The sequence below is a fragment of the Streptomyces sp. NPDC054757 genome, assembly GCF_053612185.1.
In genome coordinates this window covers 463232-489090 of sequence record NZ_JBSHBW010000001.1, presented here as the reverse complement: position 1 = coordinate 489090, position 25859 = coordinate 463232, and the positions used below count along the sequence as shown (strand labels likewise).

The following is a 25859-nucleotide window of genomic DNA, read 5'->3' as shown; positions in this document are numbered from 1 at the left end:
GGGCCGCATGCCCGAGGGCCGCGTGCGCCAGGCCGGTGCGGACCAGGCCCCCGCCCCCGGGGCGGTGCGTGCGCTGCTGCGCCCCCGTCGGCAGCTCGCCCTCCTCCGCTCCGAGCTGACCACCACCTTCCGCCGCTGGCGCACCCTCGCCCTGCTCGCCGTGCTGGCCGCGGTCCCGGTCCTCATCGGTATCGCCGTCAAGCTGGAGTCCGACCGGGGTTCGACGGCCGGCGATCCCAGCGGCAACGGTCCCGCCTTCCTCTCGGACATCACCAACAACGGCCTCTTCCTCGTCTTCGCGGCACTCGCCGCGACCCTGCCGGTCTTCCTCCCGATGGCCGTCGGTGTCATCGCGGGGGATTCCGTGGCGGGCGAGGCCAGTGCCGGGACGCTCCGCTATCTGCTGGTCGCCCCGGCCGGCCGGACCAGGCTGCTGCTCGCCAAGTTCGTCTGCGCCGTGGCCTTCTGCCTGGCCGCGACCCTGGTCGTGGCGGTCTCCGCGCTCGTGGTGGGGGCGCTGCTCTTCCCGCTCGGCGATGTCACGACGATCTCGGGCACCCGGATCCCGTTCACCGACGGGCTCGGCCGGGCCGCGCTGATCTCGGCCGTGGTCGCCGCCTCGCTCGTCGGCGTCGCGGCCATCGGGCTGTTCGTCTCGACCCTCACCAGCAGCGGAATCGCGGCGATGGCGACGACGGTCGGTCTGGTGATCACGGTGCAGATCCTGGACGGGATTCCCCAGCTGCACGCACTCCAGCCGTATCTGTTCCCGCACTACTGGCTGTCCTTCGCGGATCTGCTGCGGGCACCGGTCTACTGGGACGAGATCGTCAAGAACCTCGGTATGCAGGGCCTTTACGCCGTGGTGTTCGGCTCGGCGGCCTGGGCGCGGTTCACCACGAAGGACATCGCGGCCTGACCGGGAAAGCCCCGGCGGAGCGGGGAAAAGGGAGGGCACGTGCCGTACCGAGAACCGTCCCCCGACGCGGCTCGACACGACACGTACCGTTTCCCCGCCGATATTCTGGAACGCGCACCTTCTGCTGTCAAGACGCTACGTATCGTCCCCGGTCGCGACGGGTGAATAGACTTATGCGGTGAACCTCACGCCCAATCCCGCGCGCCGGAGCGAGAAATCGCAGCAGGCGATTCTCGCGGCCGCCCTCGCGCTCTGTATCGAGCGGGGGTACGCCCGCGTCACGATCGAGTCCATCGCCGCCCGCGCCGGAGTGAGCAAGAAGACGATCTACCGCTGGTGGCCGTCGAAGGGCGCCCTGGTGCTCGAAGCGCTGGACGACGCGGTCATCCGGACCCGTCCCTTCCCGGATACCGGCGACCTCGCCGCCGATCTCCACTCCCAGATGACCGGCGTGGTGCGGCTCCTGGCACATCCGCCGCTCGGCCCCGCGTACGCCGGGATCCTCACCGAGATCCAGTACGACGAAGAACTCGCCAGGACCGTGCAGGAACAGTTCATCGACCCACGGGTCAAGGGGGCCACGGCCCGGCTGCGCAGCGCCCAGGAGCAGGGCGTGCTCCCCGGGGACGCGGACGTCAACCTCGCTGTGGAACTGCTCTACGGCCCGCTCTACTACCGGCACAGCCTGCGCAGACCGCCGCACAACGCGGAGGAGATCACCCGGCTGATCGCCCAGGTCCTGAAGTCCCTGGGCGGCTGAGGCCGGTCGGGTCCAGCCGCTCCGGCGGCGCGGCGGGGCCGTCCGCTGCCAGCAGCTCGGCCGCGAGCCGGGCCGCCCGCGCCCGTGTCCGGTGCGCGTTCCGCAGGGCATCCCAGGTCAGCAGCGTCAGCGCCAGCCACACCAGCGCGAAGCCCGCCCAGCGCTCCGGCGGCATCGCCTCATGGAAGTACAGGATGCCGAGGCCGAACTGGAAGACCGGCGCCAGATACTGGAGCAGGCCCAGGGTCGAGAGCGGTACGCGGATGGCCGCGGCGCCGAAGAGGATCAACGGGATCGCGGTGACCAGACCCGTGGACGCGAGGAGCGCCCCGTGGGCGGGGGAGCCGAACGTGGCCTCGCCCCGGGCCGTGAGGAACACCAGATAGGCCAGCGCGGGCAGGAACTGCACCGCCGTCTCGGCCGTGAGCGACTCCAGACCGCCGAGGTTCACCTTTTTCTTGGCCAGCCCGTACGTCGCGAAGGAGAAGGCCAGCATCAGCGAGATCCAGGGCGGCTTGCCGTATCCGATGGCCAGGACGAGGACCGCAACCGCCCCGGTGGCGACGGCCGCCCACTGCGCGGGGCGCAGCCGTTCGCCCAGGATCAGGACGCCCATCGCGATGGTGACCAGCGGGTTGATGAAGTAGCCGAGCGACGCCTCGACGACCTGACCGTTGTTCACGGCCCAGATGTAGCCGCCCCAGTTGACGCTGATGACCGCCGCGGCGACGACCACGAGGCCCAGCCTGCGCGGTGTACGGACCAGTTCGCCGATCCACGCCCAGCGCCGTGTCACGAGCAGCGCGATCAGCACGACGCCCAGGGACCACACCATGCGGTGGGCCAGGATCTCCATGGCGCCGGACGGCTTGAGCAGGGGCCAGAACATCGGGACGAGCCCCCACAGCACATACGCCGCCGCACCGTTCAGGAACCCCGCACGCTGCTCGCTGCTGCCCTTCACGGACCCTCCCCTGAGATCGCCCGGCAGCCGCCGCCGGAGGCGTGGCACATGCCCAGGGCGTGACACCTGCCGAAGGCGTGACACATACGGAGTCGAAGGTACGGGAGGAGGACCCGCCTGTCATGCCCGTGTCGTCATACGGTCATGACAGGCATACGGCCGTACGGTCGCGGCGCGGGTCCGCGTGGGTTCGCGCCCCGCTTACGCGAGCGCCGCTCCGCTTACGCGAGCGCCGCCGCGATCGAGTCCGCGATCGGGGTGGTGGGGCGCCCCGTCAGCCGGGCCAGATCGCCGCTCGTGGCGGCCAGCCGGCCGCGCTCGATGGCCTCGTCCACGTCCACGAGGATCGCCGCGAACGCCTCCGGCAGACCCGCACCGACCAGGACCTCCTGGTGGGCGGCGGCCGGGACGTTCCGGTAGGTGATCTCCTTGCCGGTGGCCTTCGCGACCTCGGCCGCGTACTCGGAGAGGGACCAGGCGACGTCACCGCTCAGCTCGTAGGCCCGGCCCAGGTGACCGTCCGACACGAGCACGGCGGCCGCGGCCGCCGCGTAGTCCGCGCGGGCCGCCGACGCGATCCGGCCGTCCCCCGCGTTGGCGACGACCGCGCCGTGCTCCAGGACCGGCGCAAGGTTCCCGGTGTAGTTCTCGTTGTACCAGCCGTTGCGCAGGAAGGTGTACGGAAGCCCGGAGTCCAGGATCAGCTGCTCGGTCACCTTGTGCTCGGCGGCCAGCTCGAAGTCGGCATCCGGGCCGCCCAGGATGCCCGTGTACGCGAGCTGGGCGACGCCCGCGGCCTTCGCCGCCTCGATGACCGCGGTGTGCTGTGGCACGCGCCGGCCGACCTCGCTCCCGGAGATGAGGAGCACCCGCTCACCGGAGCGGAACGCCCCGGTGAGGCTCGCCGGGTCGTTGTAGTCGGCGATGCGCAGCTCGACCCCGCGCGCCGCCAGACCGGCGGCCTTCTCCTTGCTGCGGACGACGGCGGCGACCTGGTCCGCGGGGACCCTGGTGAGCAGCTCATCGATGACGAGGCGGCCGAGTGCCCCGGTGGCTCCGGTGACGACGATGCTCATGTGGTGATGCTCCCTGGTTCGGAATTGCTGCGCCGCGGTTCGGATCCCCGCGCTCTTGAGCCCGGATCTCCGCGCTCTCGCACTCACCCTACGAGGGGTACTAACCAAAGGAAAGTACCCACTTTGAGGTAAGGTACTGGCATGGACGTAAGTGAACGGGTGGCGGGCCGGTGGCCCGACGTCAACCAAGCGATGTGCCCCTCGCGGCTGATCCTGGAACATGTCACCAGCCGCTGGGGTGTGCTCGTACTGGCCGCGCTCCTGGAGCGTTCGTACCGCTTCAGCGAGCTGCGCCGCCACGTGGGCGGGGTCAGCGAGAAGATGCTCGCCCAGACGCTGCAGACGCTGGAGCGGGACGGTTTCGTGGACCGCGACGCCAAGCCCGTCATCCCGCCGCGGGTGGACTACTCGCTCACGCCGCTCGGCAGGGAGGCCGCCGAGCAGGTGTGGGGGCTCGCCCGCTGGACCGAGCAGCGGATCGATGAGGTGTTCACGGCACGCGAGACATACGACAGGGCCCGGCCCTGAGGGAACGGGACCGGGCCCCGGGCGGCGCCTGCTGACGCCCGGTCGGAAGCTGAGGCGTCCTCAGCCCGCGACCGTCCAGGTGTCGTTGCCGGCGAGCAGCGCGGCGAGGTCGCCCTTGCCGCGCTGCTCGACCGCCGCTTCGAGCTGCGTGTTCATCAGGGTGTCGTAGACGGGCCGCTGGACGTCGCGGAGCACGCCGATGGGGGTGTGGTGCAGGGTGTCCGCGTCGGCGAGGCGGGAGAGGGCGAAGGCGGTGGTCGGTGAGGCGGCCCGCGCGTCGTGGACCAGGATCCGCGCTTCGTTCTCCGGGGTGACGTCGACGACTTCGAGGTCGCCGGTGGCCTGGTCGCGGACGACGCCCTTGGGAGCCTCGGGGGTGCCGAAGCGGATGGGCTGCCCGTGTTCCAGACGGATGACCGCCTCCTGGGCCTGCTCACGGTCCTTGAGTGCCTCGAAGGCGCCGTCGTTGAAGATGTTGCAGTTCTGGTAGATCTCGACCAGGGCCGTTCCGGGGTGGTCGGCCGCCGCGCGCAGCACGCTCGTGAGGTGTTTGCGGTCGGAGTCGACGGTGCGGGCCACGAAGGACGCCTCGGCGCCGATGGCCAGTGACACCGGGTTGAAGGGGGAGTCGAGCGAGCCCATCGGCGTCGACTTGGTGATCTTGCCGACCTCGGACGTCGGTGAGTACTGGCCCTTGGTCAGCCCGTAGATCCGGTTGTTGAAGAGCAGGATCTTGAGGTTGACGTTGCGGCGCAGGGCGTGGATGAGGTGGTTGCCGCCGATGGAGAGCGCGTCGCCGTCGCCCGTGACGACCCAGACGGACAGGTCGCGGCGGGAGGTGGCCAGGCCGGTGGCGATCGCCGGGGCGCGGCCGTGGATGGAGTGCATCCCGTACGTGTTCATGTAGTACGGGAAACGGGACGAGCAGCCGATGCCCGAGACGAAGACGATGTTCTCCTTGGCGAGGCCGAGTTCGGGCATGAAGCCCTGTACGGCGGCCAGGACCGCGTAGTCGCCGCAGCCGGGGCACCAGCGGACTTCCTGGTCGGACTTGAAGTCCTTCATGGACTGCTTGGCCTCGGCCCTGGGCACCAGGTGCAGGAGTTCGTTGGTGTCAGGCATCGGTGGCCTCCTTGAGTGCCGTCGCGAGCTGTTCCGCCTTGAACGGCATGCCGTTGACCTGGTTGTAGGAGACCGCGTCGACCAGGTACTTCGCCCGGACGAGCAGGGCGAGCTGACCGAGGTTCATCTCCGGGATCACGACCTTGCCGTACCGCTTCAGGACCTCGCCGAGGTTGGCGGGGAAGGGGTTGAGGTGGCGCAGATGGGCCTGGGCGATGGGGACGCCGTCCCTGCGGAGCCGGCGTACCGCCGCGGTGATCGGTCCGTATGTCGAGCCCCAGCCGAGGACCAGGGTGCGCGCGCCGTCCGGGTCGTCGACGGTCAGGTCGGGGACCTCGATGCCGTCGATCTTGGCCTGGCGGGTGCGGACCATGAAGTCGTGGTTGGCGGGGTCGTAGGAGATGTTCCCGGTGCCGTCCTGTTTCTCGATCCCGCCGATGCGGTGTTCGAGCCCCGGGGTGCCGGGCACCGCCCAGGGGCGGGCCAGGGTCTGCGGATCGCGTTTGTACGGCCAGAACGCCTCGGTGCCGTCGGCCAGCTCGTGGTTGGGGCCGGTGGCGAACTGCACGCGCAGGTCGGGGAGTTCACCGGTCTCGGGGATGCGCCACGGCTCGGAGCCGTTGGCGAGGTAGCCGTCCGAGAGCAGGAGGACCGGCGTCCGGTAGGTCACCGCGATCCGGGCGGCGTCCAGGGCCGCGTCGAAGCAGTCCGCCGGGGTCTTCGGCGCGATCACCGGGACGGGGGCCTCGCCGTTGCGGCCGAACATGGCCTGGAGAAGGTCGGCCTGTTCGGTCTTGGTGGGCAGTCCGGTGGAGGGGCCGCCCCGCTGGATCGCGACGACCAGCAGCGGCAGTTCGAGCGAGACGGCCAGGCCGATGGTCTCCGACTTCAGCGCGACACCCGGACCCGAAGTGGTGGTCACCGCGAGGGACCCGCCGAATGCGGCGCCCAGGGCGGCGCCGATGGCGGCGATCTCGTCCTCGGCCTGGAAGGTCCGCACCCCGAAGTTCTTGTGCTTGGAGAGCTCGTGCAGGATGTCCGACGCCGGGGTGATCGGGTACGAGCCGAGATACAGCGGCAGATCCGTCTGCCGGCCGGCGGCGATCAGCCCGTAGGACAGGGCCAGGTTCCCGCTGATGTTGCGGTAGGTCCCGGCCGGGAACGCGGTGGCGGCCGGTTCGACCTCGTACGAGACGGCGAAGTCCTCCGTCGTCTCACCGAAGTTCCACCCCGCGCGGAACGCCGCCACGTTCGCCTCGGCGATCTGCGGCTTCTTCGCGAACTTGGCCCGCAGGAACTGCTCGGTGTTCTCGGTCGGCCGGTGGTACATCCACGAGAGCAGCCCCAGCGCGAACATGTTCTTGCTGCGCTCGGCCTCCTTGCGGGAGAGCCCGAACTCCTTGAGCGCCTCGATGGTGAGGGTCGTCAGCGGGACCGGGTGGACCTGGTACGCGTCCAGCGAGCCGTCCTCCAGCGGGGAGGCCGGATAACCCACTTTCGCCATCGGGCGCTTGGTGAACTCGTCGGTGTTGACGATGATGTCCGCGCCCCGCGGCACATCGGCGATGTTCGCCTTGAGCGCGGCCGGGTTCATCGCGACGAGGACGTTGGGCGCGTCGCCCGGGGTGAGGATGTCGTGGTCGGCGAAGTGCAGCTGGAACGAGGAGACACCCGGCAGAGTGCCGGCGGGCGCACGGATCTCGGCCGGAAAGTTCGGCAGCGTCGAGAGGTCGTTGCCGAACGAGGCGGTCTCCGAGGTGAACCGGTCTCCCGTGAGCTGCATTCCGTCACCCGAGTCGCCCGCGAAGCGGATGATCACCCGGCTCAGCCGGCGTACCTCTTTGGGGCTCTTGGCGGTCTTGGGGCTCTTGGCGCCTTCGGCACCGCTGCGCACTTCGGTGCTGCCTTCTCCGGCGGTGCTGCCTTCTCCGGTGCCGGCCTGTGCGGTGCTGCCTTCTCCGGTGCTGCCCTGTTCGGTGCTGCCGTCCTTCTCGATCGGATCGGCGCTGCCGTCCTTGTCGATCAGAAGGGCGCGTCGTTCGCCGACAGCGGTCTCGTCGGATCCGTCGGCCTGCTCGGCTGGGCTACTGACCTGGCTGGTCACTGAACTGGACCTCCCTCGGGCGGCTGCTCGGATGTGCCCGGCTGCGCGGGCACACCGGAACCCACCCTACGACGGTAAGGGTGGCCTTCCCTGGAAGACTCATAGGGCGGACGTCTTTTTGAGACGGTGGATTGCCCCGATTTAATGCCATTAAAGCCGCCCATCCCGGCCCCCGGTGTCATCGGATGCTTGCGCTCGGTACTCATCCTTTGGTTCTAGGTCCAGGTCGGGGCCGCTCCTGCGGTACGGCCCCGACCTCGGTGTCTGACAGGGTGTCAGGTAATTACGACTTCAGATAGGTCAGCACCGCGAGCACCCGACGGTGATCCCCGTCACTCGGGGAGAGCCCGAGCTTCAGGAAGATATTGCTGACGTGCTTCTCCACCGCCCCGTCACTGACGACCAACTGCCTGGCCACCGCCGAGTTCGTACGCCCCTCGGCCATCAGCCCCAGCACCTCGCGCTCACGCGGAGTCAGCCCGGCCAGCACATCCTGCTTGCGGCTGCGGCCGAGTAGCTGCGCCACGACCTCCGGGTCGAGGGCGGTCCCGCCCTGTGCCACCCGGACCACGGCGTCCACGAACTCCCTGACCTCGGCGACCCGGTCCTTCAGCAGATAGCCGACGCCCCGGCTGGATCCGGCCAGCAGCTCGGTGGCGTACTGCTCCTCCACGTACTGCGAGAGGACCAGCACCCCGACCCCCGGGTACTCCTTGCGCAGCCGTACGGCCGCCCGTACCCCCTCATCGGTATGGGTGGGCGGCATCCGTACGTCCGCGACCACCACATCCGGCAGCGACTCCTGCGCCGCCAGGTCCCCGACCGTCTTGATCAGCGCCTCCGCATCCCCGACCCCGGCGACGACGTCATGACCGAGGTCGGTCAACAACCGGGTCAGGCCCTCCCTCAGCAGCACTGAATCCTCGGCGATGACCACACGCACTCTGTCCTCCACGACGCTGAAGCCCCCCACTTGATGACAATCCCTGCCCGCCGGTCCCTGCCTGCGCCCACCAGCATCCCAGCTTCGGGGGCCTAACGGGCGTGAGCCGGGATCATCGGGTGCGGCAGGACGGCGGGGGAGATGGCGGGGAGATGGCGGGGGAGACGGCGGGCCGTCCGGGTTTTCAGTCGCGCCAGGGCAGTTCGGCCGTGATGGTCGTCGGGCCCCCGGGCGGTGAGTCCACGACCAGCAGCCCGTCGACGGCGCCGAGCCGCTCCGCGAGCCCCGCGAGGCCGCCGCCCGCCGCACCCGCGGTGAGGTCGCCACCGCCACCGGCACCGCCCCGGCCGTCGTCGGTCACCTGGAGCATGATGCGGTTCTCCACCCGCCAGACGTCCACGCTCGCGCGGGTGGCCCGCGCGTGCTTGCTGACGTTCTGCAGGAGCTCCGAGACGGTGAAGTACGCGATGCCCTCGATTGCGGCGGCGGGCCTGGCCGGCAGATCCACCTCCACCTGCACCGGAGCCGTGCACCGGGTGGCGATCGAGGAGAGCGCCGCGTCGAGGCCGCGGTCGGTGAGGACGGCCGGGTGGATACCGCGGGCCAGATCCCGCAGCTCCTGCAACGCCGTCTTGACCTCGCCGTGCGCCTCGTCCACCATCCGGGCCGCCGCCTCCGGGTCCGCCGTCAGCTTCTCCCTGGCCAGCCCGAGGTCCATGGCGAGCGCCACCAGGCGGGCCTGTGCGCCGTCGTGGAGGTCCCGTTCGATACGGCGCAGATCCGCCGCCGCCGTGTCCACGACCACCCCGCGGTCCGACTCCAGCTCGGTCACCCGGGTGTCCAGCGGCGACGGGCCGAGCAGCCCGAGCACCAGCATCCGGTCGACCCCGGCCAGCCCGCGGATCACCCACGGCGTGGCGAGGACGAAGGCCAGACCGCTCAGGCTGGTCAGGGCTATCTCGAAGGGACTGTCGAGATAGACGCTGTGCGTGGCGTCGCCGTACAGCTGGATGCCGCCCGTGTTCGTGAAGGCCGGGAACACCCACTGCCACAGCGGGTACGTGAACATCGCCCACGCGTACGTCCACAGGACCACCGAGACCGAGAAGGCGAAGACGGCCCACGGGAAGTGCACCAGCGCGTAGACCAGCTGACGCCAGGACGACCCGCTCTTCAGCACGGCACCCGCCCACGACATCATGCCGCCGGTCCTGCCCCGTACCGGAGCGGGCTCCGCGATGTCCACCCGCAGCAGCGCCCGCGCCCTGGCCCGCTCCATCACCCCCAGGCCCCGGCACACGGCCAGGCCGACGGCGAGCAGCGGGATGCCGATGAAGGTCACCAGGAGACCCGCACTCAGCGAGAACATCGTGATCCCGAAAACGAAGAGCACGGTGCTGATCGGCAGCGAGAGCAGCAGATACCCGAACTCCCGCCAGGTGCGGCCCTCGAACGGCGCACGCAGCACCGCTGGTACGCGGTGGTCCCGGGTACTGATGCCGTGATACGTGGCCATGGCGATGTCCATTTCTCTTCGTCCGGCGTGACCGGTGTGGTGGGCACGCCCGGCTGTCCGTGTCCATGCTTCCGGCCCGGAGCGCCCGCGACCATGAGGAGGGGGCCCGTCTTCGAGCGGGGGTTTTCCCCACCCCTGGGCTGTAGCCAGTGCCCGTGTCCGTGCCGGTGCCCGTGATGGCGCCTGTGCCCGTGTCCGTGCCGGTGCCGGTGCCGGTGCCGGTGCCGGTGCCAGTGCCCGTGGTGGTGGCGTGGTGTGCGGCGAACCGGTTGCGTGAGGCGGGCGGGCCGGGGCCGCGCTGCGGGACGACCCCGGCGCGCGCAGACCGCTCGGCCGGTGACGCGTCAGCCGCGGTCGCGCCAGGGCAGTTCGGCCGTCACCGTGGTCGGGCCGCCGACCGGGGAGTCCAGGACGAAGAGGCCGTCGACGGCGCCGAGCCGGTCGGCGAGCCCCGCCATACCCGTGCCGCCGTCGAGCCGCGCCCCGCCGCGTCCGTTGTCCTCGACCCGGATCAGCAGCCGGTCGGCCGAGCGCCACACCTCCACCGAAGCGGAGCGCGCCTGGGCATGCTTGCTGATGTTCTGCAGGAGTTCCGAGACGGTGAAGTACGCGATGCCCTCGATGGCCTCGGCAGGCCGCTCCGTGAGATCGACACGTACCTGCACCGGAGCCGTGCACCGGGTGGCGATCGAGGAGAGCGCCGCGTCGAGGCCGCGGTCGGTGAGGACGGCCGGGTGGATACCGCGCGCCAGGTCCCGCAGCTCCTGCAGGGCCAGTTTGACCTCGCCGTGCGCCTCACCGACCATCACGGCCGCAGCGTCCGGATCCTCCAGGAGCTTCTCCTTGGCCAGGCCGAGCCCCATGGCGAGCGCGACAAGGCGGGCCTGTGCGCCGTCGTGGAGGTCCCGTTCGATACGGCGCAGATCCGCCGCCGCCGTGTCCACGACCACCCCGCGGTCCGACTCCAGCTCGGCGATCCGGCGCTCCAGCTCGTCGGAGGGCGCGAGCAGCCCGCGGACCATGGCCCGGTCGACGTTGGCCAGACCGCGCGCGAGGAACGGCAGCACCGGCCAGAGCACGAACAGGCTCGTCAGGACCAGTGCGAAGGTCAGCACACCCCACGGCAGCCGGATGAACCCGTACAGCATGGCCCGCCATCCCACCGGGTCCTTGAGGCTCATCCACAGCCGGGTGAAGAAGCTGCCGCCGCGCTTCACGAACAGCGGGCTCGGCTCCTCCATCCGGACCCCCAGCAGCCGCCGCGCCCTGGCCCGCTCCGCGCGGCCGAACTGCCGCGCCCCGAGCAGCCCGACCGCGAGCAGCGGCAGCCCCACCACGGTGACGGCCAGCCCGCCGCCCAGGGCGATCATGAACAGGACGTAGACGAAGCCGACGATCGCGTACGGCAGGTTCACCAGGAGGTGGGCGATCTCCTTCCAGGTGTACCGGTCGAACGCGAAGCGCGCGGGCGGTGGCCGGTCGGAGTCGAGAGGGCGGGAGCTGATCGCGGTCATGCGCCAAGAGTGCCGGGCCCCCGGGGCGGATGCCATGGGGCGGATTGGTGGGACGAAGTAGGGATAACCCCACCATGCGGCGGGCCGGGTGCCGGACGCTGTGCAGGATCCGGCTGCTTACCAAGTCTTTATCAGGGCCTAGACTCCCGTGCGTACGGATCGTCGGGAGCGGCGGACGTGGCGGATATGACGGTTGTGACGGACGAGGCGACGAAAAGGGCGCAGGGAGCGAGGGCCGGACGTGCCGGGACCGATCGTTGCCGCAGCGGACCGGGTGGCGCTCGCCGCAGGTCACACGAGTCACGCGGGTCACACGAGTCACACGGGTCACATGAGTCATGCGGGTCATGCGGGTCACATGGGCTATGCGGCTCACGCCGAGCACGCTGGCTATACGCACTACTTCCACATGTACTCGGTCGTCGGTGTGCTCGCCGTCGTCGGTGTGCTCTTCGTCGCCGTGGCCTTCGGGGCCGGGCGGCTCCTGCGGCCCGTGGTGCCGACGCCCGAGAAGCTGCTCACCTACGAGTGCGGTGTCGACCCCGTCGGCGAAGGCTGGGCGCACACCCAGGTCCGCTACTACGTCTACGGCTTCCTCTACGTGATCTTCGCGGTGGACTCGATCTTCCTCTTCCCGTGGGCGACCGTCTTCGCGGCCGACGGATACGGGGCTGCGACGCTGGTGGAGATGTTCATCTTCCTCGGCTTCCTGGCCGTGGGACTGCTCTACGCATGGAAGAAGGGCGTCCTCGAATGGACGTGACGAACCCCGCCGGCCTCCCGGGCCCGGCCGACCTGCCGGACCCGCAGCTGCCGGGTGCTCAGTTGCCGGGTACTCAGCCGCAACGTCTCGGTGTGCTCTCCCGGCTGGCCCCCGAGCCCATGAAGGTGGTCCTCAACTGGGGCCGCCGGTACAGCCTGTGGGTCTTCAACTTCGGCCTCGCCTGCTGTGCCATCGAGTTCATCGCCGCCTCGATGGCCCGGCACGACTTCATCCGGCTCGGCGTGATCCCGTTCGCCCCGGGCCCCCGCCAGGCCGACCTGATGATCGTCTCGGGCACGGTCACGGACAAGATGGCACCCGCGGTCAAGCGTCTCTACGAGCAGATGCCGGAACCGAAGTACGTCATCTCCTTCGGCGCCTGCTCCAACTGCGGCGGCCCGTACTGGGACTCGTACTCCGTGACCAAGGGCGTCGACCAGATCATCCCCGTCGACGTGTACGTACCGGGCTGTCCGCCCCGCCCTGAAGCGCTGCTCCAGGGCATCCTGAAGCTCCAGGAGAAGATCGCCAGGGAGTCGCTCGGCGAGCGCTACTCGGCGCCCTCAACCGCCCAGTTGACCAGCGGCCTCATCACCCCGCCGCCGGTGCCGGGGGCCGGACAGTGACCCACCCCTACGACCGGCTCCCCGAAGCCGTCACCGAACTCTTCGGCGCGGAAGCCACCGCCGGGCACAGCTACGACCTGCTCACCGTCGACGTACCGGCCGCCTCCTGGCTCGCCGCGCTGGAGACCGCAAGGGACCGGCTCGGCTGTACGTACTTCGACTGGCTGACCGCGGTCGACGAACCGGACACCGGCTTCCGGGTCTGCGCCCATGTCGTGGCGCTCGAAGGCCGTACGGTGCGCCGGCTGCTCGTACGCACCACGGTCCCGCACACCGCGCCCGTCCTGCCGACCGCCGTGGAGCTCTACGCGGGCGCCAGCTGGCACGAACGCGAGACGCACGAGATGTTCGGCGTCACCTTCACCGACCATCCGCACCTGGTGCCGCTGTTGCTGCCCGAGGGCTTCGAAGGCCACCCGCTGCGCAAGGACTTCGTCCTCGCGGCACGCGTCGTGAAGGCCTGGCCGGGTGCGAAGGAGCCGGGAGAGTCCACGGCCGGGCACGGCGCGGGAGCCGGTGGCGCGAGGCGCCGCCAGATGCTGCCGCCCGGCGTCCCCGACCCGAACGAGTGGGGCCCGCAGAAGGGCCAGCTGCCCCCCGCCCCGGCCCGTCCGGCCCGCGCCGCACGGGCGGCGGGTGCCGCACGGGCGGCGGGCGACCGCCCGGCCCGGCGCGCCCGCACCGCGAACGAGGGCTCGGCGAGCCAGACACCGGCCACGGCGGGGGACGGGGAGAACCAGGCGTCGGCTCCTGCGCCTGGGCCGGCCCCGGCACCGGACCGGTCCGAAGGGACAGCGGACCGGCCCGAAGGAACAGCCCGGTCGCGTACCCGTACGGAGAGGACGGGCGCCGGTACGGAGGAGACGGGTACCGGTACGGAGAGTCGGGCGCCCGGCACGGAAGCGCGAGGCACGGTTGCGCCGGGCACGGGTACGGATGCGCCGGGTACGGCTGCCACCGAGGCGCCGGGCGCGGCTACCGGCGCGCGGGCTGCGGGTGCGCGGGGTACGGCTGTGCAAGGTACGGAAACTCCGGGTGCGTCCCCGAGGGCGTCCACCGGACGGCGACCCTCCGGTCCCCGGCGGAGCCGGAGCGTGTCCGAGGGGTCCACCTCCCAGCGGGCGCCCGGGAACACAGCGCCCCCGGCGTCCTCACCCGCCCCGGCGGGCAGCGACGACGCGCCCTGGCGCAACGCCCGCCCGGCCTTCGAACCGCCACAGAGCCCGGCCACGGGGGAGGAGCCCACCGAGGCCCCGGCCCCGGCCGACCGGGCACCCGAGACCCCGGCCGCCCCGGCCGGTCAGCCACCGGAAGAGCGGCCCGCCGGTGACGACGCCACGGGTGACGACGCCACGGGTGACGACACGACCGGAACCGAGGCCGGACCGCAGCCGGACGGCGGAGAATCCGCGCCCGGCTCCGGGACCGCATCCGCCCCCGACACCACATCCGCCCCGGAAACCGCGCCCGGCCGCGAAACCACACCCGGCCCCGCCCCCGAATCGGCCCCCGGCCCCGCCACAGACACCCCTCAGGGCGAGGGCAGCCATCAGGCCCCCCGCCCGGACACCCCCGCCGGAGGCGATACCGCGTGAACGACGTACTCGGCGTCGCCATCCGGCTGGTCATCGTCTTTGTGGCTTTCCTCGTGCTCCCGCTGCTCGTGGGGCAGACCGAGCACAAGGTCATGGCCCATATGCAGGGCCGCCTCGGCCCCATGTATGCGGGCGGGTTCCACGGCTGGGCCCAACTCGTCGCGGACGGGGTGAAGTTCGCGCAGAAGGAAGACGTCGTCCCGGCCGATGCCGACCGGCGGGTCTTCCAGCTCGCTCCCGCCGTCGCCCTCCTCCCGTACCTGCTCGTCCTGCTGGTCATCCCGATCGGGCCGGGCGAGAGTGCCGTCGGGCAAGTGGTCGACGCGGGGATCTTCTTCGTGCTGGCCGTGCTGGGGGTCGGCGTGCTCGGCTCGCTCATGGCGGGCTGGGCGTCGGCCAACAAGTTCTCGCTCCTCGGCGGGATCCGTACCGCCGCACAGCTCCTCGCCTACGAACTGCCGATGCTGCTCGCCGCCGCCTCCGTCGCGATGGCGGCCGGAACGGTCTCGCTGCCCGGCATCCTGGACGCGTTCGCGTGGTGGTGGATCCCGTGGCAGATCGTCGGCGGGCTGGTCTTCTTCACCGCGGGGCTGGCCGAACTCCAGCGCCCGCCCTTCGACATGCCCGTCGCCGACTCGGAGATCATCTTCGGCGCCTACACCGAGTACACGGGGCTGCGCTTCGCGCTCTTCCTGCTCTCCGAGTACGCGGGCATCGTCATCCTCTGCGGACTCACCGCCGTGCTCTTCCTCGGCGGCTGGCACGGCCCCTGGGGCAGCGACGGACTCGGCTGGGTCTGGATGCTCCTCAAGACGGCCGTTCTGGCTTTCGGGGTGATCTGGCTCCGGGTGACCTATCCGCGACTCCGTGAGGACCAGCTCCAGAAGCTGGCCTGGACCGTACTCATTCCGCTGGCCCTCGCGCAGATCGCGCTCACCGGCATTGTGAAGGTGGCGATCGGCTGATGCCCCCCGTTCCCGGCTCCGGTCTGGCCAAGGGCCTGGCTGTGACGCTCCGCACGATGACGAAGAAGACGGTCACCGCGCAGTATCCGGACGTCCAGCCCGAACTGCCGCCGCGTTCGCGCGGCGTCATCGGGCTGTTCGAGGAGAACTGCACCGTCTGCATGCTCTGCGCCCGTGAGTGCCCGGACTGGTGCATCTACATCGACTCGCACAAGGAGACGCTCCCGGCGGCCGCGCCGGGCGGCCGCGAGCGCAGCCGCAATGTCCTCGACCGGTTCGCGATCGACTTCGCCCTCTGCATGTACTGCGGTATCTGCATCGAGGTGTGCCCTTTCGACGCGCTCTTCTGGTCCCCGGAGTTCGAGTACGCGGAGACGGACATCCACGAACTCACCCACGAGCGCGACAAGCTCCGCGAGTGGATGTGGACGGTACCCGCGCCGCCCGCGCTCGACCCGGGGGCCGAGGAGCCCAAGGAGATCGCCGCGGCCCGCAAGGCAGCCGACAAACTCGAAGCCGCCCACCAGGCCGAACAGGCGGCCCAGCAGGAGCAGCAAGCCCAGCAGGAACAAGACACCCAGCAGCAACAGGAGTCCCAGCAGTCCCAGCAGGAACAGGAGGGGGAGGCGTGAGCCGCGCAGCAGACATGGTTGCCGTCGCAGCCGCGAGCCACCCCGGGTTCCTGTCCCCGACGGGCGTCGAGATCGCCTTCCTCCTCGTCGGTGTCGCTACCTTCGGCGCCGCGCTCATCACCGTCACCACCAAGCAGCTGGTGCACGCCGCCCTCTGGCTGATCGTGGCGCTCGGCGGTCTTGCCGTCGAATACCTGCTGCTGACGGCCGAGTTCATCGCCTGGGTGCAGGTACTGATCTACGTCGGTTCCGTCGTCGTCCTCCTGCTCTTCGGACTGATGCTCACCAAGGCCCCTATCGGCCGCTCCCCGGACGCCGATTCGGAGAACCGCTGGGTGGCGCTCGTCGTAGCTGCCGCAGCGGCCGCCGCTCTCGTCTGGGTGGTCGCCGACGCGTTCCGTACGACCTGGATCAACCTCCACGGACCGGTCCAGGGCTCCACCGAAGTCACCGGGGAGATCCTCTTCCGCAACTGGGTACTGCCCTTCGAAGCGCTCTCGGTGCTCCTGCTGGCCGCCCTCGTCGGGGCAATCGTCCTGTCCCGGAAGAACAGCGCGGCGACCGGAGGCAGCGCAGCACCCAGCAACATCGCAGTACCCGGCGGCAGCGCAGCACTCAGCGACAGCGCACCCACGGGAGCCACCCCCACGACCGGGGACAGCCCGGCCACGGGAGCGACCCCCACGACCGGGGACAGCGCGGCCCCCGGGAACGGCGCCCCCGGGAACGGCGCACCCCGGGACAGCAGGGGGCAGCGCTGATGCACCTCGTCTATCCGGCTGTGCTCGCAGCCCTCCTCTTCTGCACCGGGCTGTACGGAGTCCTCGCCCGCCGCAACGTCATCCTGATCCTGATGTCCGTCGAGCTGATGCTCAACGCCGTCAACCTCAACCTCGTCGCCTTCGACGTATGGCTGCGCGACAGGCTCCACTCCGGGCAGGCCCTCACCCTCTTCACGATCGCCATCGCCGCCGCCGAGATCGGCATCGGCCTCGCGATCGTCCTCGCGGTCCACCGGAACCGCGGTACGACGGACATCGACCAGCTCCGCGACACCGCCGAATCACCGGCCCCGGACGACCCGGAAGAACCCGACGACCCGGACGGCCCCGACGACCCGGGCGGCCCTGACGACCCCGGCCACCCGGACGGACCGGACGACCCCCACGGACCCGAACACCCCCACGGCCCCGACGACCCCCACGGAGACGCCCGCGAGGAGAAGGCAGAGGCTGCCGCGTGACCACGACGACCCTCGCCGTCCTCGTTCCCCTCCTTCCCTTCCTGGGAGCGGTGGCAGGACTCCTGCTCGGCCGTGTCGCGCCCGGATTCGTCCGGCCCCTGGCCATCCTTCCGACGCTCGCCGCAGCCGCGCTCGCCATCACCGTGGCCGTCCGGCAGAGCGGCGGGCGCCCCATCGAAGCGGCCACCCGGCTGACCCCCACCGGCTCCGTACCCGTCGACCTGTCCCTGTACATCGACGGCTTCGCCGCGCTCGTCGCCGTCCTGGTCGTGGTCGTCGCCGGATGCGTGCAGATCTACTCGACCGCGTACCTCCGCGACGACCCGCGCTACCCCTCGTACGCGGCGATCGTCTCGCTCTTCACCTCCGCGATGCTGCTCGTCGTCTACTCGGGCGACCTGATGGTGCTGCTCGTCGGCTGGGAGGTCATGGGTATCTGCTCGTACTTCCTCGTCGGCCACTACTGGGAGACCCCCGAAGCCCGCTCCGCCTCCCTCAAGGCGTTCCTGGTCACCAAACTCGGCGATGTCCCCTTTCTGATCGGCCTGTTCGCGCTCGCCACCGACGCCGGAACGTTCCGCATCACCGGCATCCTGCACACCGTCTCCGAAGGCGGGCTCCACCACCCGACAGTGACCGCCCTGCTGCTGCTCGCCGGCGTCGCCGGGAAGTCCGCGCAGTTCCCGCTGCACACCTGGCTGCCCGACGCGATGGCAGGCCCCACCCCCGTCTCCGCCCTGATCCACGCGGCCACCATGGTCGCCGCCGGTATCTACTTCACCGCCAGGCTGCTCCCTGTCTTCGCGGCGTCGGCCGCCGCCATGACCGTCCTCGCCGCCATGTCCGCCGTCACCATGATCGGATCGGCGCTCGCCGCCCTCGCCCAGGACGACATCAAACGCGTACTCGCCTACTCGACCATCGGCCAACTCGGCTATATGTCGGGCGCCCTGGCAGCCGGCGACCGCGGGGCCGCCGTCTTCCACCTCCTCTCGCACGGCGCGTTCAAAGCACTCCTCTTCCTCGGCGCCGGTGTCGTCATCCACGCCGCGGGCACCAACTCGCTGGCCGCCATGAGCCGCATGGACAACCTGCCCCGGCGCATCCCCGACGCCTTCTGGACGATGACGATCGCCCTGCTCGCACTCGCCGCGATCCCGCCCTTCGCCGGATTCTTCTCCAAGGAGTCCGTCCTCGGCGCCGCCGAGAACACCGCACTCGGCCACAGCGCCACCGCCCCGGCGGGCGCAGGCTGGACCGTGCTCGTCGCAGGACTCGTCACCGCCCTGCTGACCGCCGCCTACGCCACCCGGCTCTGGCTGCTCGCCTTCCGCGGCAAGGGCAACGAAGCCCCCGACCACGGCAAGCAGCCCCTCGCCATGAACGGTGTGCTCTGGCTCCTCGCCGTCCCCACCATCGGCTTCGGCCTCACCGCAGGACGCCTGTCCGGCTGGTTCGACGGCCACAGCCTCACCCCGACCCTCACCACCTCCGTCCTCGGAACCGGAGTCGCGCTCGTCGGCGGACTCGTCACCTACGGCACCTGGCGCCACACCACGGCCATGGCCCAACAGCCCCCGATCGGCGCCGTCACAGCCCACCCCGACGCCGACCCCGGCACCGTCGAAGCCGAAGCCATCGCGACCCACCGCTCCATCTACGGCAGCATCGCCTCGGCCCCCGACCCCCTCGACCCCGGCAGACTGCTCCTCGGCCCGCTCCACCGCCACGCGGCGTCCGGCTTCCACCTCGACGCCCTGTACACCGCCGTATGCGTACGCCCCGTACTCGCCGCGGCCCAACTGGTCCGCTTCCTGGACCGCGAGGTCATCGACACCTACGTACGCGGTGCGAGCGCCGCACCCCGCTGGCTGGGCGCCGCCTTCCGCCGCGCCCAGACCGGCAATCCGCAGACCTACCTCAGCGCCCTGCTCGCCGGATCCGTCGTCCTGGTGATCGCCGCCGTCGCCCTTGCCAACGCCTACGCCGGATCGTGAGCCGTGATCGATATCAGCGCGTCCGTGATGCAGTTCCTTCTGGCGTTCATCGTCGCCGCCCCGGCCATCGGCGCCGTCGCCGCGCTCCTGCCCGCACCGCCCGGACTCCGGGGCCGCTCACCCCGGCAGGCCGTACTGCGCCACGGTGTGATCGTCACCGGCGCCGTGCTCATCGCCGCGATCGTCCTCGCGCTCGGCTTCGACCGTGACCACCCGTCGAAGATGCAGGCCACCACTGACATCAGCTGGATCCCGGCGCTCCACGTCCGCATCCATCTCGGTACAGACGGCATCTCGCTCCCCCTCCTCGTACTGACCGCGCTGCTGACCTTCCTCTGCGCGCTCTACTCCTGCTTCAAGCTCCCCGCGGGCCCGTCCCCCAAGGCGTTCGTCGCGCTCGTCCTCCTCCTCGAATCGGGGACGCTCGCCACCTTCGCCGTCCTCGACCTGGTCCTCTTCTTCCTGGCCTTCGAGATGGTCCTCATCCCGATGTACTTCCTCATCGCCCGCTGGGGCGGCGCCGGACGCACCGCGGCCGCCCGGAAGTTCATCCTCTACACCCTGCTCGGCTCCGTCGTCATGCTGCTCGGTCTCCTCCTCATCGGCGTGAAGAGCGGCACACTCGACATGGTGGCACTCGCCACTGACAACGGCCGCGGCCTCACCCACGGCACCCAGGTCGTCGCGGTGCTCGCCATCGCCGCCGGCCTCGCCGTGAAGGCCCCGATGTGGCCGCTGCACAGCTGGCTCCCCGACGCCCACACCGCCGCCCCCACCGCGGGCTCGGTCCTCCTCGCCGGGGTCATGCTCAAGATGGGCACGTACGGACTGGTCCGCATCGCCCTGCCCGTCGCACCCGAGGGCATGCACACCTTCGCCCCCTACCTGGCGGCCTTCGCCGTCACCGGGATCATCTACGGATCGCTCGCCTGCCTCTCGCTCGCCCGGCGCGGCAACAGGGGCGACCTCAAGCGGCTCATCGCCTACTCGTCCGTCGGCCACATGGGATTCGTACTCCTCGGCATCGCCTCGATGACCCCCACCGGAGTCAACGGGGCGCTCTTCGCCAACATCGCGCACGGCCTCATCACCGGACTGCTCTTCTTCCTGGTGGGCGCGGTGAAGGACCGGCACGGCACCGCCGACCTGGACACGCTCGCCGGAGCGGCCGGCGCCGCCCTCTACGGCCGGGCCCCCCGGCTCGGCGGTCTCCTCGCCTTCGCCGCCGTCGCCTCGCTCGGCCTGCCGGGACTCGCCGGATTCTGGGGCGAGATGCTCACCATGTTCGGCGCCTTCGACCCGGCCGCGGGGCTCAGCCGTCCCGCCTTCCTCACCTTCATGTCCCTCGCTGCCCTTGGCACCCTGCTGACCGCCGCGTACCTCCTCCTCGTCGTACGCCGTGTCTGCATGGGCGGGACACCACCGCAGGCACAAGCCGCCACCGCCGGCACCCGGGAAGCCCCCGGCCACGCGCCCCGGAGCGACGGGCCCCGGAGCCACGCACCCCAGGCCCATGAGATCCCGGGCGCCCGGATCCAGGACGTCCAGGGTTACGAGCTCGCCACCTGGAGCCCCCTCGTCGTCCTCACCGTCCTCGCCGGACTGTGGCCCGCTGCCCTGCTCGGCCTCACCGACCCGGCCGTGCAGAAGCTCCTCGCAGGAGGCAAGGCATGAGCTCCCTCGTCCAGTCCGTCGACTGGCTCGCGATCGCGCCGCCCGTCATCGTCGCCGGGACCGCGCTGATCATCCTGGTCGCCGACCTCTTCGTCCCCGAACACCGCAAGCCGCTGCTCGGCTGGACCGCGGTCGCCGGGCTCGTCGCCGCCGTCCTCATGCTGCTGCCCCTGCGCCACGGCGACCGCTCCACCTTCTGCCTCACCACCGGAGGCGCGGCCTGCAGCTACACCGCGGACCACTTCACCCTCGCCATCCAGCTGCTCGTGCTCGGCGGCGCCCTGCTCACCGCTCTGCTCTCGATGAGCGACACCGGCGGCGACCGTCTCCCGGCCGGCGAGTTCTGGTTCCTGCTCCTCGCCTCCGCCTCCGGCGCCGCGCTGCTGCCCGCCTCCCGGGACCTCGCCACCCTCGTCGTCGCCCTCGAAGTGGCCTCCCTGCCGGCCTTCGCCCTCGTCGGCCTCAGACGCGGCGACCGCCTCTCGTCCGAAGCGGCCCTCAAGTTCTTCCTCTCGTCGGTCACCGCGACCGCCGTCACCCTGCTCGGCGTCAGCTTCGTCTACGCGGCCACCGGCACCCTGTACCTCACCCGTATCGCCACCGCCAGGACCGACCCGCAGCTCGACACCCTCGCCGAGGCCGGAGTCGTCCTCACCCTCGTCGGCTTCGCCTTCAAGACCGCCGCCGCGCCCTTCCACTTCTGGGTCCCCGACACCTACGCCGGGGCGCCGCTGCCCGTCGCCGCCTACCTCTCCGTCGTCGGCAAGGCCGTCGGCTTCTCCGGGCTGATCCTCGTGACCGTCGTCGCCTTCCCCGGCTACGCCGACATCTGGGGCCCCGCCGTCGCCGTACTCGCCGCCCTCACCATGACCGTCGGCAACACCGCGGCGCTGCGCCAGCGGGCCGCCCGCGCCCACAGCGCGGTCCGGCTCCTCGCCTGGTCCTCCATCGGCCAGGCCGGATATCTGCTCGTACCGGTCGCGGCCGCCGCGTACACCTCGGACGGTGAGATCGGCTCCACCGTCGCGTACGCCCTCATGTACGCCGTCGTGAACATCGGCGCCTTCGCCACCGTGGCGCTCGTCGCGCGCTCCTGCCCCGGCAGGCGCCTCGGCGACTACCGCGGCCTCTACGCCACCCGGCCCCTCACCGCCCTCGCGCTCGCCTTCTTCCTGCTCTGCCTGGCCGGGCTGCCTCCCGGCATCATCGGACTCTTCGCCAAGGTCACCGTCTTCCAGAGCGCGGTCGACGCGGGCCTCGGCTGGCTGGCCGTCGTCATGGCCGTCAACGTCGTCATCGCCCTCTCCTACTACCTCCGCTGGACGGCTGTGCTATTCCGCACACCCTCCGCGACGACAGCCACCCCCGCACCCGCCGCCACCGCCGGAACCCCGGCCGGCGAAACCCGTACAGGCCCCCGCATCCCCCTCCCGCTCACGCTCACCGTCGCCCTCACGGCCGCCGCCGGCGCCGTACTCTCCGTCGCCCCCCAGCTGGCCCTGCACTTCGCGTCCGGCAGCCTCTTCTGAGTTTTGCTACGGTCTTCGGCCGGGCGCACACCACGGACGGCGCTCCGGCGCACACTCCGGGGCACCGGCGGTACGACACCGGAGAGCACCACCCGATGGCCCGCCGCGGAGCCGTGCGCAGGGACTATGGGGCTACAGGGCTCTACGGGGCCACCGGGAACTACGAACGAGGAGCAAGCAGTGCTGAGCGGGTTCAAAGACTTCATCCTCCGCGGGAACGTCATCTCACTGGCCATCGGCCTCGCCGTGGGATCCGCCTTCACCGCGGTCGTCACCGCGCTCAGCACCGCCTTCATCACCCCCCTGATCGGCCTCGCCACCAGCTCCGCCATGGGCGACTTCAGCAAGGCCGAGTTCACCGTCGACGGCGCGCACTTCCGCTACGGGCTCCTCATCAACGCCGGAGTCGCCTTCCTGGTGACCGCCGCTGTCCTCTACTTCTGCGTCGTCGTCCCGCTGGCCAAGATCCAGTCCCGCTTCACCGCCGACAAGCCCATCGACATCAAGGCCGCCCTCCGCGACTGCCCGTACTGCTACACCGAGATCCCGGCCATCGCCTCCCGCTGCGCCCACTGCACCAGCCAGATCGAGCCCCTGCCGGAAGCCCTGGAACTGGCGAAGATCCCCGCCCAGGGCTGATCCACCCGTACGGCGCACACCACCGGACGCGCGCACAAGGGAACTAGCCTCCCTCGCCTGGCGTTGACCAGTGAGGGAGGGTCCACTGGACAGTGGACCGGACTGAGCGAAGGTTCCCCGCCGCACGATTTGGAGGGCGTACCGTGCACCGCCGGCACAACGGGCTGAGGACCGCAGTCCTCCTCGGGGGCCTCTCGGCCCTCCTCATCGTCATCGGCAGCTTCTTCGGCCGTACGGGCCTGATCGTCGCGCTCGTCGTCGCACTCGGCACCAACGCCTACGCCTACTGGAACAGCGACAAGCTCGCCCTGCGCGCCATGCGGGCCCGCCCTGTCAGCGAGTTCGAGGCCCCGGCGCTCTACCGGATCGTCCGCGAGCTCTCCACCGCGGCCCGCCAGCCCATGCCCCGGCTCTACATCTCGCCGACCCAGGCGCCGAACGCCTTCGCCACCGGGCGCAATCCGCGCAACTCCGCGGTCTGCTGCACCGAGGGCATCCTCCAGATCCTCGACGAACGCGAACTGCGCGGCGTCCTCGGCCATGAGCTCAGCCATGTCTACAACCGCGACATCCTGATCTCGTCGGTCGCCGGCGCCCTGGCCTCCGTCGTCATGTTCCTCGTCAACTTCGCCTGGCTGATCCCCGTCGGCCGCTCCGAGGACGACGAGGGCCCCGGCCTCATCGGTATGCTGCTGATCATGATCCTGGGCCCGCTGGCCGCGTCCCTCATCCAACTGGCCGTCAGCCGCTCACGCGAGTACGAGGCCGACGCGTCGGGCGCCCAGCTCACCGGTGACCCGCTCGCTCTCGCGGGCGCCCTGCGCAAGCTCGACGCCGGTACGAAACAACTGCCGCTGCCCCCCGAGCCCCGGATCGAGACCGCGAGTCACATGATGATCGCGAACCCTTTCCGTCCCGGTCAGGGACTGTCCAAGATGTTCTCCACGCACCCGCCCATGACGGAGCGCATCTCCCGACTCGAACAGATGGCAGGCCCCCGTCCATGAAGACCATCCTCAACGTCATCTGGCTCATCCTCTGTGGCTTCTGGCTGTTCCTCAGCTATGTGCTCGCGGGTGCGTTGCTCTGCGTCACGATCATCGGCATCCCCTTCGGGATCGCCGCGTTCCGTATCGGGGTCTACGCGCTCTGGCCCTTCGGCTACATGGCGGTGGACCGCTCCGACGCCGGCGCCCCCTCCTGCGTGGGCAACGTCCTGTGGCTGGTCCTGGCCGGCTGGTGGCTCGCGCTCGGCCATATCGTCACCGGGATCGCCCTGTGCGTCACGATCATCGGGATCCCGCTCGGTATCGCGAACTTCAAGCTGATTCCCCTCTCCCTGATGCCCCTGGGCAAGGAGATCGTCCCCACGGACCAGCCCTTCACCGCCCGCTGAGCCGGACCGGACAGCTTCCCCCGGGCCCGCACCAGGACCACAGGTCGCGGTGCGGGCCCCGCCACGACCTGCGACGCAACCAGCCATGCCGCCCCGGCGTCCCTGTTTAAGACACCGAACGTAAGGCAGGCTCTGCTCATGGGAATCATCAGTTGGATCATCCTCGGACTGCTCGCAGGAGCCATCGCCAAGATCCTGCTCCCCGGCCGTGACCCGGGCGGCATCGTCGGCACCACCCTGATAGGCATCGTGGGGGCCTTCATCGGCGGCTGGGGCGCCTCCCATTTCTTCCACCACCCGGTGACCAAGCACTTCTACGACGGCGCGACCTGGATCTCCGCCATCGCGGGCGCCCTGGTCCTGCTGATCGTCTACCGGCTGCTCTTCGGCAACTCCCGCTCACACCGCTGACCGTGTACCGGCCCCGGACCCCGCGTACCGGAGTACCCGGGGCGCCGGACACCACCGGTCATCCGCGGCCGGCCGGGCCTCCGAGCCCTGTCTCCCGCAGTGTGATGTTCAACCGTCCGCCCCGCAGCCCCACCGCCGGATCAGCCGTCCCGGGGAGGACCTTCGGCACACCGTGGTACGCGAACCGCGAAGGTCCTCCGAAGACGAAGAGATCCCCGGACGCCAGCTCTACATCCGTATAGGGCCGCCCCCGCCCCTCCGGATTCCCGAACCGGAAGACGCACGTATCGCCCAGGCTCAGGGACACCACCGGGGCGGCGCACCGCTCCTCACGGTCCTGGTGCATACCCATCCGCGCGTCACCGTCGTAGAAGTTCACCAGCGCCGCATCGGGCGCGTACCCGGCACCGGCACCCCTGGTCTCCCGGGCATCTCCGGTCCCCCTGGCACCCGCGGTCTCCCGGGCACCCGCGGTCTCCCGGGTGCCCCCCGCGTCCCGGGCGCCCCTGGTCTCCCCGGCACAGCCGGCCTCCCCGTAGGCCTCCGTCACCGCGGACCGCCCCAACTCCGCCAGCCACTCCGGGAGTTCGGCCACCCGTGCGCCGTTCACATCATCGGCGGTCCGTGCGTACCGGTACGGCTGCCAGTGCCACCCCAGACACACCGTCCGTACGGACATCACGCCCCCGCCCGGCAACCGCGTATGCCGCAGCGGCACAGGCCCCCGCGCCCACTCCCGGCACGCCGCGACCAGCTCCCCTTGGCGCTCCACCGACAGCCACTCCGGCACATGCACCGCCCCGGGAGCGACCTCCGCCCGGTCCCGCGGAAACAGCCCGGTCATACCCCGGCACCCGCCCCGCCGTCCCGGCCGCCCCAGCGCCGCGTTCCGCCCCAGCGCTGATTGCGGCCCCAGCGCCCAGTGCGCCCCCGGCGCCCCGTT

25 protein-coding genes are annotated in these 25859 nt (G+C 70.8%); 17 read left to right on the top strand and 8 right to left on the bottom strand.

Features of this window, described 5'->3' with window-relative positions; translation table 11 throughout:
- Positions 1 to 7 precede the first annotated feature (7 nt).
- Positions 8 to 919 carry an ABC transporter permease gene (locus ACWGKJ_RS02225; RefSeq protein ID WP_385018755.1) on the top strand — a complete coding sequence of 304 codons (912 nt, stop codon included), beginning with the start codon at positions 8 to 10 and terminating at the stop codon, positions 917 to 919.
- 178 nt (positions 920 to 1097) lie between these two features.
- Complete coding sequence (locus ACWGKJ_RS02220; RefSeq protein WP_385018757.1) at positions 1098 to 1679, top strand: TetR/AcrR family transcriptional regulator; 582 nt, start codon at positions 1098 to 1100, stop codon at positions 1677 to 1679.
- On the opposite strand, the gene rarD is transcribed toward ACWGKJ_RS02220, so the two are convergent.
- Both rarD and ACWGKJ_RS02210 read right to left on the bottom strand, forming a co-directional pair.
- Positions 1636 to 2643, bottom strand: coding sequence for an EamA family transporter RarD (gene rarD / locus ACWGKJ_RS02215; protein WP_385018759.1), 1008 nt, complete (start codon positions 2641 to 2643; stop codon positions 1636 to 1638). The genes ACWGKJ_RS02220 and rarD overlap by 44 nt on opposite strands.
- 221 nt (positions 2644 to 2864) lie before the next feature.
- Entirely contained in the window at positions 2865 to 3719 is an 855-nt protein-coding gene (locus tag ACWGKJ_RS02210; RefSeq protein WP_385018761.1) for an SDR family oxidoreductase, read from the bottom strand.
- Between the two features lie 141 nt (positions 3720 to 3860).
- Between ACWGKJ_RS02210 and ACWGKJ_RS02205 the strand changes: the two genes are divergently transcribed.
- Positions 3861 to 4247 (top strand): winged helix-turn-helix transcriptional regulator, encoded by a 387-nt coding sequence (locus tag ACWGKJ_RS02205; protein ID WP_385018763.1) that lies wholly within the window; start codon positions 3861 to 3863, stop codon positions 4245 to 4247.
- 60 nt (positions 4248 to 4307) lie between these two features.
- Here the strand turns inward: ACWGKJ_RS02205 and ACWGKJ_RS02200 are convergent, their stop codons facing one another.
- The 5 genes from ACWGKJ_RS02200 to ACWGKJ_RS02180 form a co-directional block, all read right to left on the bottom strand.
- Positions 4308 to 5369 carry a 2-oxoacid:ferredoxin oxidoreductase subunit beta gene (locus ACWGKJ_RS02200; RefSeq protein ID WP_453315652.1) on the bottom strand — a complete coding sequence of 354 codons (1062 nt, stop codon included), beginning with the start codon at positions 5367 to 5369 and terminating at the stop codon, positions 4308 to 4310.
- Positions 5362 to 7473, bottom strand: coding sequence for a 2-oxoacid:acceptor oxidoreductase subunit alpha (locus tag ACWGKJ_RS02195; protein WP_385029243.1), 2112 nt, complete (start codon positions 7471 to 7473; stop codon positions 5362 to 5364). Before ACWGKJ_RS02195 ends, ACWGKJ_RS02200 begins: the two co-directional genes overlap by 8 nt.
- Before the next feature lie 283 nt (positions 7474 to 7756).
- Positions 7757 to 8416 (bottom strand): response regulator, encoded by a 660-nt coding sequence (locus ACWGKJ_RS02190; RefSeq protein WP_385029332.1) that lies wholly within the window; start codon positions 8414 to 8416, stop codon positions 7757 to 7759.
- A 184-nt stretch (positions 8417 to 8600) separates the two neighbouring features.
- Positions 8601 to 9932: a sensor histidine kinase gene (locus ACWGKJ_RS02185; RefSeq protein ID WP_385029246.1), complete on the bottom strand. Its 1332-nt coding sequence runs from the start codon at positions 9930 to 9932 to the stop codon at positions 8601 to 8603.
- Positions 9933 to 10276: 344 nt separating this feature from the next.
- Positions 10277 to 11446: a sensor histidine kinase gene (locus ACWGKJ_RS02180; RefSeq protein WP_385029248.1), complete on the bottom strand. Its 1170-nt coding sequence runs from the start codon at positions 11444 to 11446 to the stop codon at positions 10277 to 10279.
- Positions 11447 to 11804: 358 nt separating this feature from the next.
- Here ACWGKJ_RS02180 and ACWGKJ_RS02175 point away from each other — a divergent pair, with 358 nt between their 5' ends.
- The 14 genes from ACWGKJ_RS02175 to ACWGKJ_RS02110 all read left to right on the top strand — a co-directional run bounded on the left by ACWGKJ_RS02175 (position 11805) and on the right by ACWGKJ_RS02110 (position 24916).
- A complete protein-coding gene (locus ACWGKJ_RS02175; protein WP_385029335.1) occupies positions 11805 to 12209 on the top strand; it encodes an NADH-quinone oxidoreductase subunit A in 405 nt (134 codons plus the stop codon).
- Entirely contained in the window at positions 12200 to 12835 is a 636-nt protein-coding gene (locus ACWGKJ_RS02170) for an NADH-quinone oxidoreductase subunit B (protein ID WP_385029251.1), read from the top strand. The genes ACWGKJ_RS02175 and ACWGKJ_RS02170 overlap by 10 nt, the downstream gene beginning before the upstream one ends.
- A complete protein-coding gene (locus tag ACWGKJ_RS02165; RefSeq protein WP_385029254.1) occupies positions 12832 to 14430 on the top strand; it encodes an NADH-quinone oxidoreductase subunit C in 1599 nt (532 codons plus the stop codon). The genes ACWGKJ_RS02170 and ACWGKJ_RS02165 overlap by 4 nt, the downstream gene beginning before the upstream one ends.
- Positions 14427 to 15395, top strand: coding sequence for a complex I subunit 1/NuoH family protein (locus ACWGKJ_RS02160; RefSeq protein ID WP_385029257.1), 969 nt, complete (start codon positions 14427 to 14429; stop codon positions 15393 to 15395). The genes ACWGKJ_RS02165 and ACWGKJ_RS02160 overlap by 4 nt, the downstream gene beginning before the upstream one ends.
- On the top strand, positions 15395 to 16027 hold the full coding sequence (locus tag ACWGKJ_RS02155; protein ID WP_385029260.1) for a NuoI/complex I 23 kDa subunit family protein: 633 nt from the start codon (positions 15395 to 15397) through the stop codon (positions 16025 to 16027). The genes ACWGKJ_RS02160 and ACWGKJ_RS02155 overlap by 1 nt, the downstream gene beginning before the upstream one ends.
- 14 nt (positions 16028 to 16041) lie before the next feature.
- Positions 16042 to 16788, top strand: coding sequence for an NADH-quinone oxidoreductase subunit J family protein (locus tag ACWGKJ_RS02150; RefSeq protein ID WP_385029338.1), 747 nt, complete (start codon positions 16042 to 16044; stop codon positions 16786 to 16788).
- Positions 16788 to 17270 (top strand): NADH-quinone oxidoreductase subunit NuoK, encoded by a 483-nt coding sequence (gene nuoK, locus ACWGKJ_RS02145; RefSeq protein WP_385029263.1) that lies wholly within the window; start codon positions 16788 to 16790, stop codon positions 17268 to 17270. The genes ACWGKJ_RS02150 and nuoK overlap by 1 nt, the downstream gene beginning before the upstream one ends.
- The gene (locus ACWGKJ_RS02140) at positions 17267 to 19267 is read left to right on the top strand and encodes an NADH-quinone oxidoreductase subunit 5 family protein (RefSeq protein ID WP_385029266.1); all 2001 of its coding nucleotides are present in this window, start codon (positions 17267 to 17269) and stop codon (positions 19265 to 19267) included. The genes nuoK and ACWGKJ_RS02140 overlap by 4 nt, the downstream gene beginning before the upstream one ends.
- Before the next feature lie 27 nt (positions 19268 to 19294).
- Entirely contained in the window at positions 19295 to 20941 is a 1647-nt protein-coding gene (locus tag ACWGKJ_RS02135) for a complex I subunit 4 family protein (RefSeq protein ID WP_385029341.1), read from the top strand.
- A complete protein-coding gene (locus ACWGKJ_RS02130; protein ID WP_385029269.1) occupies positions 20938 to 22470 on the top strand; it encodes an NADH-quinone oxidoreductase subunit N in 1533 nt (510 codons plus the stop codon). The genes ACWGKJ_RS02135 and ACWGKJ_RS02130 overlap by 4 nt, the downstream gene beginning before the upstream one ends.
- 180 nt (positions 22471 to 22650) lie before the next feature.
- Positions 22651 to 23109, top strand: coding sequence for an MscL family protein (locus tag ACWGKJ_RS02125; RefSeq protein WP_385029272.1), 459 nt, complete (start codon positions 22651 to 22653; stop codon positions 23107 to 23109).
- Positions 23110 to 23252: 143 nt separating this feature from the next.
- Positions 23253 to 24116, top strand: a complete 864-nt coding sequence (gene htpX, locus ACWGKJ_RS02120) for a zinc metalloprotease HtpX (protein ID WP_385029275.1) — start codon at positions 23253 to 23255, stop codon at positions 24114 to 24116.
- Entirely contained in the window at positions 24113 to 24505 is a 393-nt protein-coding gene (locus ACWGKJ_RS02115; protein WP_385029278.1) for a YccF domain-containing protein, read from the top strand. Before htpX ends, ACWGKJ_RS02115 begins: the two co-directional genes overlap by 4 nt.
- 138 nt (positions 24506 to 24643) lie before the next feature.
- Positions 24644 to 24916, top strand: a complete 273-nt coding sequence (locus ACWGKJ_RS02110) for a GlsB/YeaQ/YmgE family stress response membrane protein (protein ID WP_385029281.1) — start codon at positions 24644 to 24646, stop codon at positions 24914 to 24916.
- A gap of 58 nt (positions 24917 to 24974) precedes the next feature.
- Here ACWGKJ_RS02110 and ACWGKJ_RS02105 read toward each other — a convergent pair whose 3' ends face one another.
- A complete protein-coding gene (locus ACWGKJ_RS02105) occupies positions 24975 to 25760 on the bottom strand; it encodes an alpha-ketoglutarate-dependent dioxygenase AlkB family protein (RefSeq protein ID WP_385029284.1) in 786 nt (261 codons plus the stop codon).
- Positions 25761 to 25859 lie beyond the last annotated feature (99 nt).